The sequence below is a fragment of the Streptomyces sp. CB01580 genome (assembly GCF_001905795.1).
In the GTDB taxonomy this organism is placed as follows: Bacteria; Actinomycetota; Actinomycetes; order Streptomycetales; family Streptomycetaceae; genus Streptomyces.
The window spans coordinates 16757-29636 of record NZ_LIXJ01000016.1 but is presented as its reverse complement, the minus strand read 5'-3'; the positions used below and the strand labels follow the sequence as shown (position 1 = coordinate 29636).

General features: G+C 71.3%; 11 protein-coding genes. All 11 read left to right on the top strand.

The window, feature by feature from the left end:
* Window position 1: 1 nt before the first annotated feature.
* Complete coding sequence (locus tag AMK22_RS22155) at window positions 2–1288, top strand: dihydroorotase (protein WP_073787600.1); 1287 nt, start codon at window positions 2–4, stop codon at window positions 1286–1288.
* On the top strand, window positions 1285–1866 hold the full coding sequence (locus AMK22_RS22150; protein WP_073787598.1) for a PH-like domain-containing protein: 582 nt from the start codon (window positions 1285–1287) through the stop codon (window positions 1864–1866). Before AMK22_RS22155 ends, AMK22_RS22150 begins: the two co-directional genes overlap by 4 nt.
* Complete coding sequence (carA, locus tag AMK22_RS22145) at window positions 1863–3005, top strand: glutamine-hydrolyzing carbamoyl-phosphate synthase small subunit (protein ID WP_073787596.1); 1143 nt, start codon at window positions 1863–1865, stop codon at window positions 3003–3005. Before AMK22_RS22150 ends, carA begins: the two co-directional genes overlap by 4 nt.
* A complete protein-coding gene (carB, locus tag AMK22_RS22140) occupies window positions 2998–6306 on the top strand; it encodes a carbamoyl-phosphate synthase large subunit (RefSeq protein ID WP_073787594.1) in 3309 nt (1102 codons plus the stop codon). Before carA ends, carB begins: the two co-directional genes overlap by 8 nt.
* Window positions 6307–6357: 51 nt before the next feature.
* Window positions 6358–7467: a quinone-dependent dihydroorotate dehydrogenase gene (locus tag AMK22_RS22135; RefSeq protein WP_073787592.1), complete on the top strand. Its 1110-nt coding sequence runs from the start codon at window positions 6358–6360 to the stop codon at window positions 7465–7467.
* Window positions 7464–8306 (top strand): orotidine-5'-phosphate decarboxylase, encoded by an 843-nt coding sequence (pyrF, locus tag AMK22_RS22130; RefSeq protein WP_073787590.1) that lies wholly within the window; start codon window positions 7464–7466, stop codon window positions 8304–8306. The genes AMK22_RS22135 and pyrF overlap by 4 nt, the downstream gene beginning before the upstream one ends.
* A 244-nt stretch (window positions 8307–8550) precedes the next feature.
* The gene (locus AMK22_RS22125) at window positions 8551–8874 is read left to right on the top strand and encodes an integration host factor (RefSeq protein ID WP_014157387.1); all 324 of its coding nucleotides are present in this window, start codon (window positions 8551–8553) and stop codon (window positions 8872–8874) included.
* Window positions 8875–8912: 38 nt separating this feature from the next.
* Window positions 8913–9539: a guanylate kinase gene (gene gmk, locus AMK22_RS22120; RefSeq protein WP_073787588.1), complete on the top strand. Its 627-nt coding sequence runs from the start codon at window positions 8913–8915 to the stop codon at window positions 9537–9539.
* A gap of 124 nt (window positions 9540–9663) precedes the next feature.
* The gene (gene rpoZ / locus AMK22_RS22115) at window positions 9664–9936 is read left to right on the top strand and encodes a DNA-directed RNA polymerase subunit omega (RefSeq protein WP_030610454.1); all 273 of its coding nucleotides are present in this window, start codon (window positions 9664–9666) and stop codon (window positions 9934–9936) included.
* 133 nt (window positions 9937–10069) lie between these two features.
* The gene (coaBC, locus tag AMK22_RS22110; protein WP_073787586.1) at window positions 10070–11272 is read left to right on the top strand and encodes a bifunctional phosphopantothenoylcysteine decarboxylase/phosphopantothenate--cysteine ligase CoaBC; all 1203 of its coding nucleotides are present in this window, start codon (window positions 10070–10072) and stop codon (window positions 11270–11272) included.
* Between the two features lie 244 nt (window positions 11273–11516).
* Window positions 11517–12740: a methionine adenosyltransferase gene (gene metK / locus AMK22_RS22105; RefSeq protein WP_073787584.1), complete on the top strand. Its 1224-nt coding sequence runs from the start codon at window positions 11517–11519 to the stop codon at window positions 12738–12740.
* Window positions 12741–12880: the final 140 nt, after the last annotated feature.

Genomic DNA, 12880 nt, shown 5'->3' with positions numbered 1-12880 from the left:
CATGAGCAAGACCCTTATCCGCGGTGCGAAGGTCCTCGGCGGCGAGGCCCAGGACGTCCTGATCGACGGCGAGACCGTCGCCGCAGTCGGCACCGGTCTGGACGCCGGGGACGCGACCGTCGTCGACGCCGCCGGCCGGATCCTGCTGCCCGGCCTGGTCGACCTCCACACCCACCTGCGCGAGCCCGGCCGCGAGGACTCCGAGACCGTCCTCACCGGCACGAAGGCCGCGGCCGTCGGCGGCTTCACCGCCGTGCACGCCATGGCGAACACCTTCCCGGTCGCCGACACCGCCGGCGTCGTCGAGCAGGTCTGGCGGCTTGGCAGGGAGTCCGGCTACTGCGACGTGCAGCCCGTCGGCGCCGTCACCGTCGGCCTGGAGGGCAGGAAGCTCGCCGAGCTCGGTGCCATGCACGACTCGGCCGCCGGGGTGAAGGTCTTCTCCGACGACGGCAAGTGCGTCGACGACGCGGTGATCATGCGCCGCGCGCTGGAGTACGTGAAGGCGTTCGACGGGGTCGTCGCCCAGCACGCCCAGGAACCCCGGCTCACCGAGGGCGCCCAGATGAACGAGGGCGTCGTCTCCGCGGAACTCGGCCTCGGCGGCTGGCCCGCCGTCGCGGAGGAGTCGATCATCGCCCGTGACGTCCTGCTCGCCGCCCATGTCGGCTCCCGGGTGCACATCTGCCACCTGTCGACCGCCGGGTCCGTCGAGCTCGTCCGCTGGGCCAAGTCCAAGGGCTGGGACGTCACCGCCGAGGTCACCCCGCACCACCTGCTCCTGACCGACGAGCTCGTACGGACCTACGACCCGGTTTACAAGGTGAACCCGCCGCTGCGCACCGAGGCCGACGTCATGGCCCTGCGCGAGGCGCTGGCCGACGGCACCATCGACTGCGTCGCCACCGACCACGCCCCGCACCCGCACGAGGACAAGGACTGCGAGTGGGCCGCCGCCGCCATGGGCATGGTGGGCCTGGAGACCGCGCTCTCCGTCGTCCAGCAGACCATGGTGGACACCGGGCTGCTGGACTGGGCGGGCGTCGCGGACCGGATGTCGTTCCGCCCGGCCGCCATCGGCCGGCTCGACGGACACGGCCGGCCCGTCTCGGTCGGTGAGCCCGCCAACCTCACCCTGGTCGATCCGGCATACCGTGGTGTGGTGGACCCCGCGGGCTTCGCCTCCCGCAGCCGCAACACCCCCTACGAGGGGCGCGAGCTGCCGGGCCGAGTCACTCACACCTTCCTGCGGGGCCGTGCCACGGTCGTCGACGGGAAGCTCGCGTGACATCACTCACCCCCCTGTACCTCCAGCTCGCCGCCGAGCAGAAGTCGGCCGAAGTGACCGACTGGGCCGCCCGCATCAGCTGGGTCGTCGGACTGCTCGTGTTCATCGCCTTCGTCTACTGGCTGATGCGCCAGGGATGGAAGTGGCGCGGCAGCCTCCAGTCCGATCTGCCGGAACTCCCGACCGCACCGGAAGGGTTCGCGGACGGCGGGAAGCCGCTGACGCTGACCGGCCGGTACCACGCCTCGACGACCGCCGGACAGTGGCTCGACCGGATCGTCGCCCACGGCCTCGGCACCCGCAGCCGGGTCGAGCTCACCCTGACCGACCAGGGCCTGGACGTCGTGCGCCCCGGCGCGGCCGACTTCTTCGTCCCGGCCGCCGCGCTGCGCGGGGCCCGGCTCGACAAGGGCATCGCGGGCAAGGTCCTCCCCGAGGGCGGCCTGCTGATCATCACCTGGGCGCACGGCGACAAGCTGATCGACTCCGGGTTCCGCTCCGACCGCTCGGCCGAGCACCCGGCCTGGGTCGAGGCCATCGAACAACTCACCAGCACTACGGAAGGCACCGCACGATGACGACCTCCGCCCGGGGAGCCGGCAGAGCTCCCGCCGTACTCGTCCTGGAGGACGGCCGCACCTTCCGCGGCCGTGCCTACGGGGCCGTGGGGGAGACCTTCGGCGAAGCGGTGTTCTCCACCGGCATGACCGGTTACCAGGAGACGCTGACCGACCCCTCCTACCACCGCCAGGTCGTCGTGATGACCGCCCCGCACGTCGGCAATACCGGCGTCAACGACGAGGACCCCGAGTCGAAGCGGATCTGGGTCTCCGGCTACGTCGTCCGCGACCCCGCCCGGGTGCCCTCCAACTGGCGCGCCCGGCGCTCGCTCGACGACGAACTGGAGAGCCAGGGCGTCGTCGGCATCAGCGGCGTCGACACCCGCGCCCTCACCCGCCACCTGCGCGAGCGCGGCGCCATGCGCGTCGGCATCTTCTCCGGCGACGCGCTGGCCGAGGAGGCCACGCTGCTGGCCCGTGTCCAGCAGGCGCCCCAGATGGTGGGCGCCGACCTCTCCGCCGAGGTCGCCACGAAGGAGGCGTACGTCGTCCCCGCGATCGGCGCCAAGAAGTTCACCGTCGCCGCCGTCGACCTCGGCATCAAGGGCATGACCCCGCACCGGATGGCCGAGCGCGGCGTCGAGGTGCACGTACTGCCCGCCACCGCCACGCTGGAGGACGTGTACGCGGTCGAGCCCGACGGCGTGTTCTTCTCCAACGGTCCCGGTGACCCGGCCACCGCCGACCACCCGGTCTCCGTCATGCGGGGCGTCCTGGAGCGCGGCACCCCGCTCTTCGGGATCTGCTTCGGCAACCAGATCCTGGGCCGCGCCCTCGGCTTCGGCACCTACAAGCTGAAGTACGGGCATCGCGGGATCAACCAGCCCGTGCAGGACCGTACGACCGGAAAGGTCGAGGTCACCGCGCACAACCACGGCTTCGCCGTCGACGCCCCGCTCGACAGGGTCACCGACACGGAGTTCGGCCGCGCCGAGGTCTCCCACGTCTGCCTGAACGACCAGGTCGTCGAGGGGCTGCGGCTCCTCGACCGGCCCGCCTTCAGCGTCCAGTACCACCCCGAGGCGGCCGCGGGCCCGCACGACGCCGCGTACCTCTTCGACCGTTTCGTCTCCCTGATGGAGGGCCGGCGTGCCTAAGCGCTCCGACATCCAGTCCGTCCTGGTCATCGGCTCCGGCCCGATCGTCATCGGCCAGGCCGCCGAGTTCGACTACTCCGGTACCCAGGCGTGCCGCGTGCTCAAGGCCGAGGGCCTGCGCGTCGTCCTGGTCAACTCCAACCCGGCCACGATCATGACCGACCCGGAGATCGCCGACGCCACGTACGTCGAGCCGATCACCCCCGAGTTCGTCGAGAAGATCATCGCCAAGGAGCGCCCCGACGCGCTCCTGCCCACCCTGGGCGGCCAGACCGCGCTCAACACCGCGATCTCCATGCACGAGAACGGTGTCCTGGAGAAGTACGGCGTCGAGCTGATCGGCGCCAACGTCGAGGCCATCCACAAGGGCGAGGACCGCGACCTCTTCAAGGCCGTCGTCGAGGCGGTCCGCGCCAAGACCGGCCACGGCGAGTCCGCCCGCTCGGTCATCTGCCACTCCATGGACGAGGTGCTCGCGGGCGTCGACACGCTCGGCGGCTACCCCGTGGTCGTGCGCCCCTCCTTCACCATGGGCGGAGCCGGCTCCGGCTTCGCACACGACGAGGACGAGCTGCGCCGCATCGCCGGCCAGGGCCTGACGCTCTCCCCGACCACCGAGGTGCTCCTGGAGGAGTCCATCCTCGGCTGGAAGGAGTACGAGCTGGAGCTGATGCGCGACAGGAACGACAACGTCGTGGTCGTCTGCTCCATCGAGAACTTCGACCCGATGGGCGTCCACACCGGTGACTCGATCACCGTCGCCCCCGCGATGACGCTCACCGACCGCGAGTACCAGCGGCTGCGCGACATCGGCATCGCGATCATCCGCGAGGTCGGCGTCGACACCGGCGGCTGCAACATCCAGTTCGCCGTCGACCCGGTCGACGGCCGGATCATCGTCATCGAGATGAACCCGCGGGTCTCCCGCTCCTCGGCGCTCGCCTCGAAGGCCACCGGCTTCCCGATCGCCAAGATCGCCGCCAAGCTGGCCGTCGGCTACACGCTCGACGAGATCCCCAACGACATCACCGAGCAGACCCCGGCCTCCTTCGAGCCGACGCTCGACTACGTCGTGGTCAAGGCCCCCCGGTTCGCCTTCGAGAAGTTCCCCTCCGCCGACTCCGCCCTCACCACCACCATGAAGTCGGTCGGCGAGGCCATGGCGATCGGCCGCAACTTCACCGAGGCGCTCCAGAAGGCGCTGCGCTCCCTGGAGAAGAAGGGCTCGCAGTTCTCCTTCACCGGCGACCCCGGCGACAAGGACGAACTGCTCGCCGCGGCGGTCCGCCCGACCGACGGCCGGATCAACACCGTCATGGACGCGATCCGGGCCGGTGCCACCCAGGAGGAGGTCTTCGAGGCCACCAGGATCGACCCCTGGTTCGTCGACCAGCTCTTCCTGATCAAGGAGATCGCCGACGAGCTGGCCGCCGCCGACGAACTCGTCCCCGAACTGCTCGCGGAGGCCAAGCGGCACGGCTTCTCCGACCAGCAGATCGGCGAGATCCGCGGGCTGCGCGAGGACGTGGTCCGCGAGGTGCGGCACGCGCTGGGCGTGCGCCCGGTGTACAAGACGGTCGACACCTGCGCCGCCGAGTTCGCGGCGAGGACGCCGTACTTCTACTCGTCCTACGACGAGGAGAACGAGGTCGCACCGCGCGAGAAGCCCGCGGTCATCATCCTCGGCTCCGGCCCGAACCGCATCGGTCAGGGCATCGAGTTCGACTACTCCTGCGTCCACGCCTCCTTCGCACTGAGCGACGCGGGCTACGAGACCGTGATGGTCAACTGCAACCCGGAGACCGTCTCCACCGACTACGACACCTCCGACCGCCTGTACTTCGAGCCGCTGACGCTGGAGGACGTGCTGGAGATCGTGCACGCGGAGACGCTCGCGGGCCCGGTCGCCGGTGTCGTCGTCCAGCTCGGCGGCCAGACCCCGCTCGGTCTGTCGCAGGCGCTCAAGGACAACGGCGTCCCCGTCGTCGGCACGCCCCCGGAGGCCATCCACGCCGCCGAGGACCGCGGCGCCTTCGGCCGTGTCCTGGCCGAGGCCGGGCTGCCCGCGCCGAAGCACGGCACCGCCACCACCTTCGGCGAGGCCAAGGCCATCGCCGACGAGATCGGCTACCCCGTCCTCGTACGCCCGTCGTACGTGCTCGGCGGGCGCGGCATGGAGATCGTCTACGACGAGACCCGGCTCTCCGCGTACATCGCCGAGTCCACCGAGATCAGCCCCACCCGGCCGGTCCTGGTCGACCGCTTCCTCGACGACGCGATCGAGATCGACGTCGACGCGCTCTACGACGGCGCCGAGCTCTACCTCGGCGGCGTCATGGAGCACATCGAGGAGGCCGGCATCCACTCCGGCGACTCGGCCTGCGCGCTGCCCCCGATCACCCTCGGCGGCTTCGACATCAAGCGGCTGCGCGCCTCCACCGAGGGCATCGCCAAGGGCGTCGGCGTCCGCGGACTGATCAACATCCAGTTCGCGCTCTCCGGCGACATCCTGTACGTCCTGGAGGCCAACCCGCGCGCCTCGCGCACGGTCCCCTTCACCTCGAAGGCGACCGCCGTCCCGCTCGCCAAGGCCGCCGCCCGGATCTCCCTGGGCGCGACCATCGCCGAACTGCGCGCGGAGGGCCTGCTCCCGGCGCACGGCGACGGCGGCACCCTGCCGCTCGACGCCCCGATCTCCGTCAAGGAGGCCGTCTTGCCGTGGTCGCGCTTCCGCGACATCCACGGCCGCGGCGTCGACACCGTCCTCGGCCCGGAGATGCGCTCCACCGGCGAGGTCATGGGCATCGACTCGGCCTTCGGCACGGCGTACGCCAAGTCGCAGTCCGGCGCCTACGGGCCGCTGCCCACCAAGGGCCGCGCGTTCATCTCGGTGGCCAACCGCGACAAGCGCTCGATGATCTTCCCGGCGCGCGAACTCGTCGCCCACGGCTTCGAGCTGCTCGCCACCTCCGGCACCGCCGAGGTCCTCAAGCGCAACGGCATCAACGCCACCGTCGTGCGCAAGCAGTCCGAGGGCACCGGCCCGCAGGGCGAACGCACCATCGTCCAGCTGATCCACGACGGCGAGGTCGACCTGATCGTCAACACGCCGTACGGCACCGGTGGCCGGCTCGACGGCTACGAGATCCGCACCGCCGCCGTGGCCCGGTCCGTGCCGTGCCTGACGACGGTCCAGGCGCTCGCCGCCGCCGTCCAGGGCATCGACGCGCTCACCCACGGAGACGTCGGCGTCCGCTCCCTCCAGGAACACGCGGAACACCTGATCGCCGCCCGCGACTAGCCGAAGGGGGACACCGGAAACGGTGTCCCCCTCTCCATGAGGACACCCCCGATGTACAAACTCTTCTTCCAGCTGTTCTTCAAACGGATGGACACGGAGCGGGCGCACCACCTGGCCTTCGGCTGGATCCGCCTCGCGGCCCGCGTCCCCGTGCTGCGCACCTTCGTCGCCGCCGTGCTCGCCCCCCGGTACAAGGAGCTGCGCACGGAGGCGTTCGGCCTGCGGATGCACGGCCCGTTCGGCCTCGCCGCCGGCTTCGACAAGAACGCCGTCGGGATCGACGGCATGGCGATGCTCGGCTTCGACCACGTCGAGATCGGCACGGTCACCGGCGAACCGCAGCCCGGCAACCCCAGGAAGCGCCTCTTCCGCCTCGTCGCGGACCGCGCGCTGATCAACCGCATGGGCTTCAACAACGAGGGCTCCGCGGCGGTGGCCCGACGGCTCGCGGCCCGCACCCCGGTCCTCCGGACCACGGTCGGGGTCAACATCGGCAAGACGAAGGTCGTGCCGGAGGCCGAGGCGGTCGGCGACTACGTGAAGTCCACCGAACGGCTCGCCGCCCACGCCGACTACCTCGTCGTCAACGTCTCCTCGCCCAACACCCCCGGCCTGCGCAACCTCCAGGCCACCGAGGCGCTGCGCCCCCTGCTCGCCGCCGTGCGCGAGGCGGCCGACCGCACCGTCACCGGACGGCGCGTCCCGCTGCTGGTCAAGATCGCCCCGGACCTCGCGGACGAGGACGTCGACGCGGTCGCCGACCTCGCGGTCGAGCTGGGGCTCGACGGCATCATCGCCACCAACACCACCATCGCCCGGGACGGTCTCGGTCTGAAGTCCCCGCGCGCCCTCACCGGCGAGACCGGCGGACTGTCCGGAGCGCCCCTCAAGGCGCGCTCCCTGGAGGTCCTGAGCCGCCTGTACGCGCGGGTCGGGGACCGGATCACCCTGGTCGGCGTCGGGGGCGTCGAGAACGCCGAGGACGCCTGGCAGCGCATCCTCGCGGGCGCCACGCTCGTCCAGGGGTACAGCGCCTTCATCTACGAGGGCCCGTTCTACGCCCGGGCGATCCACAAGGGCCTGGCCGCCCGCCTGGCCGCCTCCCCGCACGCCACCCTCGCCGAGGCCGTCGGCGCGGAGACCAGGAAGGCCATCGCATGACCACCCCGGAACCGTTCGGCGCGCGTCTGCGCCACGCCATGGACACCCGCGGGCCGCTCTGCGTCGGTATCGACCCGCACGCCTCGCTGCTCACCGCCTGGGGCCTGGGCGACGACATCGCGGGCCTGGAGCGGTTCACGCGCACCGTCGTCGAGGCGCTGGCGGACCGCGTGGCGGTCCTCAAGCCGCAGTCGGCGTTCTTCGAGCGCTTCGGCTCGCGCGGCATCGCGGTCCTGGAGAAGGCCGTCGAGGAGGCACGGGCGGCCGGCGCGCTGGTCCTGATGGACGCCAAGCGCGGCGACATCGGCTCGACCATGGGTGCCTACGCGGCGACCTACCTGGACCCCGGCTCCCCGCTGTTCTCGGACGCCGTCACCGTCTCGCCGTACCTGGGCTTCGGCTCGCTGCGTCCGGCGCTCGACGCGGCGGTCCTGTCCGGCTCGGGCGTCTTCGTGCTCGCCCTCACCTCCAACCCCGAGGGGGCCGAGGTGCAGCGCGCCACCGCCGCCGACGGCCGCTCGCTGGCCCAGGTGATGCTCGACCACCTGGCCGCGGAGAACGAGGGGGCCCGGCCGCTCGGTTCGGTCGGCGCGGTGGTCGGCGCCACGCTCGGCGACGCGGGCGTGGACCTCGCCGTCAACGGTCCGCTGCTCGCGCCGGGCATCGGGGCCCAGGGGGCGACCCCCGCGGATCTCCCCGGCGTCTTCGGGGACGCGGTGGGCAACGTGCTGCCCAGCGTGAGCCGCGGGGTGCTGAGCCGGGGGCCGCACGCGGTGGGGCTGCGCGACGCCGCCGAACGGCTGACGGACGAGGTCCGGACGGCCGTCGCGGGCGCATGACCGTGCAGGTTGTCACTGCGTTGAGTGAATTCTGAACGAAAAACTCGGATGTTATGTCTGGAATGTCCTGGTCGGCGGAGGCTGACCAGGACTTTTCGTTGGTTCTCGCTGACTCGGGCCGCCCGGGCCGCTAGTCTCCGTCGAGAGCCGACGTGCACGAGTGGCGCGTCGCTCGCCTGGTGTGGGGCGCACAGCTTCCTCACCGGTCCGTATCCGACAGATCGACATCCGAGGTGACGTAGGCGTGGCTCTTCCGCCCCTTACCCCCGAACAGCGCGCAGCCGCGCTCGAAAAGGCCGCCGCGGCTCGCCGGGAGCGGGCCGAGGTCAAGAATCGACTCAAGCACTCCGGCGCCTCCCTCCACGAGGTCATCAAGCAGGGCCAGGAGAACGACGTCATCGGGAAGATGAAGGTCTCCGCCCTCCTGGAGTCCCTGCCCGGCGTGGGCAAGGTCCGCGCCAAGCAGATCATGGAGCGGCTCGGCATCTCCGAGAGCCGCCGGGTCCGGGGTCTCGGCTCCAACCAGATCGCATCCCTGGAGCGCGAGTTCGGCGGCAGCGCCGCCTGACGTTCTCGGGCACCTCCGAGAACCTGGATAATCGCTCCATGGCTGCAACATCCCGGGGGACGTCCCCCGTACCCCCGGACGTACGTCCGCGGCTGACCGTGCTCTCCGGCCCCTCCGGGGTCGGCAAGAGCACGGTCGTCGCCCATATGCGCAAGGCCCACCCCGAGGCGTGGCTCTCGGTGTCGGCGACGACCCGCAAGCCGCGCCCCGGCGAGCAGGACGGCGTCCACTACTTCTTCGTGGACAACGACGAGTTCGACAAGCTGATCGCCAACGGCGAGCTGCTGGAGTGGGCCGAGTTCGCCGGCAACCGCTACGGCACGCCGCGCCGGGCCGTGCTCGAACGCCTGGATGCCGGTGAGCCGGTGCTGCTGGAGATCGACCTCCAGGGTGCCCGGCTGGTACGGCAGTCCATGCCGGATGCCCGGCTCGTCTTCCTGGCCCCGCCGAGCTGGGAGGAGCTGGTCCGCCGGCTCACCGGCCGCGGGACCGAGTCGGCCGAGGTGATCGAGCGTCGGCTCGCCGCCGCCAAGGTCGAGCTGGCCGCCGAGTCCGAGTTCGATACGACGCTGGTCAACACCTCCGTCCAGGACGTGGCACGCGAGCTGCTAGCCTTGATGCTGGAGGCTTCCGGCCGCAGCGACGGCACGGACGGCACCGACTGAACAACCCGGGCACGTGCGGTGTACGCGGCATGTGCGACAGACGGACACGTCGGTACCGTCACCAGCGCGGAGCCTCGCGCCGTCAAAGGTTTCTTTGATCCTCACCCCCTTCGGAAGGCAGAGAGTGTCCTCTTCCATCACCACGCCCGAGGGCATCATCAACCCGCCGATTGATGAGCTCCTCGAGGCCACCGACTCGAAGTACAGCCTCGTGATCTACGCCGCCAAGCGCGCGCGCCAGATCAATGCGTACTACTCGCAGCTCGGCGAGGGCCTCCTGGAGTACGTCGGTCCGCTCGTCGACACCCACGTGCACGAGAAGCCGCTCTCGATCGCGCTCCGCGAGATCAACGCGGGCCTGCTCACCTCCGAGGCCGTCGAGGGCCCCGCGCAGTAGGCAGGAATCGCACCTCCACCACAGGCCCGGCGGCCACGACCGCCGGGCCTGTGGTGCGTCCGGGGGCGACGGCGCCGCACCCGGCGCGGTGCGGCAGCATGGGGGAGTCCGAATACGAGTGCGGGGAGACGCAGTGGACAAGCCGAAGGTCGTTCTTGGGGTCAGCGGGGGCATCGCCGCGTACAAGGCGTGCGAGCTCCTGCGCCGGTTGACCGAGTCCGGTCACGACGTACGGGTCGTCCCGACCGAGTCGGCGCTGCACTTCGTGGGCGCGGCCACCTGGTCGGCGCTCTCGGGCCACCCGGTCGCCACGGAGGTCTGGAACGACGTCCACGAGGTCCCGCACGTCCGGATCGGGCAGGGCGCGGACCTCGTCGTCGTCGCCCCCGCGACCGCGGACACGCTCGCCCGGGCCGCTCACGGCCTCGCCGACGACCTGCTCACCAACACGCTCCTCACGGCGCGCTGTCCGGTCGTCTTCGCACCCGCCATGCACACCGAGATGTGGGAGCACCCCGCCACCCGCGAGAACGTCGCCACGCTGCGCCGCCGCGGCGCCGTCGTCATCGAGCCCGCCGTCGGCCGGCTCACCGGCGTCGACACCGGCAAGGGCCGGCTGCCCGACCCCGGGGAGATCTTCGAGGTCTGCCGCCGGGTGCTGACCCGCGGCGCGGCCGAACCGGACCTGGCGGGCCGGCACGTCGTGATCAGCGCGGGAGGCACGCGCGAGCCGCTCGACCCGGTGCGCTACCTCGGCAACCGCTCCTCCGGCAAGCAGGGCTACGCCCTGGCGCGCACCGCGGTCGCCCGCGGCGCCCGGGTCACCCTGATCGAGGCCAACACCGGCCTGCCCGACCCGGCGGGCGCCGACGTCGTGAGCGTCGGCACCGCCGTCCAGCTGCGCGAGGCGGTGCTGAGGGCCGCCGCGGACGCCGACGTGGTCGTGATGGCCGCCGCGGTCGCCGACTTCCGCCCCGCCGCCTACGCGCCGGGCAAGATCAAGAAGAGGGACGGGCAGGAGCCGGAGCCCGTCGCGCTCGTTCGTAATCCGGACATCCTCGCCGAGGTCTCCGCCGGACGCGCCCGGCCGGACCAGATCGTCGTCGGTTTCGCCGCCGAGACCGACGACGTCCTCGCCAACGGCCGCGAGAAGCTCCGCCGCAAGGGCTGTGATCTCCTCGTCGTCAACGAGGTCGGCGAGCGCAGGACCTTCGGGTCCGAGGACAACGAGGCGGTGGTGCTCGGCGCCGACGGCACCGAGACACCGGTGCCCCACGGACCCAAGGAGGCCCTCGCCGACACGGTCTGGGACCTCGTGTCGCCGCGGTTGGGATGAAGATCTCGTTCCATGGTCCGGCACTCCGCGAAACCCCCGGAAAACCGGGCACGCAGGGCATGTCGGCGAGGCTGATTCCATGCCCTGACGGGCCCGTCCGGCGGCCTCGGGACTCCCAAGGAGCGAGACGCGCTGTCCGCCGGACGAAAGCGACCGATAAACTGTCCGCGGATCGTGCCGGGCGCAGCTCCCGGACGGTCCGCCAAATGATCAGCCAGCAGCCGCTGCAACCCCAGGGAGCGATGTGTCCCGCCGTCTCTTCACCTCGGAGTCCGTCACCGAGGGTCACCCCGACAAGATCGCTGACCAGATCAGCGACACGATCCTCGACGCACTGCTCCGCGAGGACCCCACCTCGCGCGTCGCCGTCGAGACCCTGATCACCACCGGTCTGGTGCACGTTGCGGGTGAGGTCACGACCAAGGCCTACGCCGACATCCCGACCCTCGTGCGCAACAAGGTCCTGGAGATCGGCTACGACTCCTCCAAGAAGGGCTTCGACGGCGCCTCCTGCGGTGTCTCGGTCTCCATCGGCGCCCAGTCGCCCGACATCGCGCAGGGCGTCGACACGGCCTACGAGGCGCGGGTCGAGGGTTCCGCCGCGGGCGGCGAGGGCGACGACCTCGACAAGCAGGGCGCCGGCGACCAGGGCCTGATGTTCGGCTACGCGTGCGACGAGACGCCCGAGCTCATGCCGCTCCCGATCCACCTCGCGCACCGGCTCTCGCGCAGGCTCTCCGAGGTCCGCAAGAACGGGACCATCCCCTACCTGCGCCCCGACGGCAAGACCCAGGTCACCATCGAGTACGACGGCGACAAGGCGGTCCGCCTCGACACGGTCGTCGTCTCCTCGCAGCACGCCAGCGACATCGACCTCGACTCGCTGCTCGCGCCCGACATCCGCGAGTTCGTCGTCGAGCACGTGCTGGCGCAGCTCGTCGAGGACGGCATCAAGCTGGACACCGACGGCTACCGGCTGCTGGTCAACCCGACCGGCCGCTTCGAGATCGGCGGCCCGATGGGCGACGCCGGTCTGACCGGCCGCAAGATCATCATCGACACGTACGGCGGCATGGCCCGCCACGGCGGCGGAGCCTTCTCCGGCAAGGACCCGTCCAAGGTCGACCGCTCGGCCGCCTACGCCATGCGCTGGGTCGCCAAGAACGTCGTCGCCGCGGGTCTCGCCGCCCGCTGCGAGGTGCAGGTCGCGTACGCGATCGGCAAGGCCGAGCCGGTCGGCCTCTTCGTCGAGACCTTCGGCACCGCCACCGTCGAGACCGAGAAGATCGAGCACGCCATCGGCGAGGTCTTCGACCTCCGCCCGGCCGCGATCATCCGCGACCTCAACCTGCTGCGTCCGATCTACGCCCAGACCGCGGCCTACGGCCACTTCGGCCGCGAGCTCCCCGACTTCACCTGGGAGCGCACGGACCGCGTGGAGGCGCTGCGCAAGGCGGCCGGTCTGTAACGACCCGGGGAACAGCCCTCAGCCGTACGCCGGGGCCCGGACACCGCACAGGGTGTCCGGGCCCCGGCGCGTGCTCCCGGCGCTCTGCCCCGGGGCGGGCTCCGACTCGGGAGGCGCTGTCCGCGGGGTCTGGTAGGAAT

Excerpts from the sequence above, each read along its gene's own strand:
- AMK22_RS22155 (WP_073787600.1), top strand. The coding sequence starts at position 2 with ATGAGCAAGACCCTTATCCGCGGTGCGAAGGTCCTCGGCGGCGAGGCC.
- carA (WP_073787596.1), top strand. The coding sequence starts at position 1,863 with ATGACGACCTCCGCCCGGGGAGCCGGCAGAGCTCCCGCCGTACTCGTC.
- AMK22_RS22135 (WP_073787592.1), top strand. The coding sequence starts at position 6,358 with ATGTACAAACTCTTCTTCCAGCTGTTCTTCAAACGGATGGACACGGAG.
- pyrF (WP_073787590.1), top strand. The coding sequence starts at position 7,464 with ATGACCACCCCGGAACCGTTCGGCGCGCGTCTGCGCCACGCCATGGAC.
- gmk (WP_073787588.1), top strand. The coding sequence starts at position 8,913 with ATGGCTGCAACATCCCGGGGGACGTCCCCCGTACCCCCGGACGTACGT.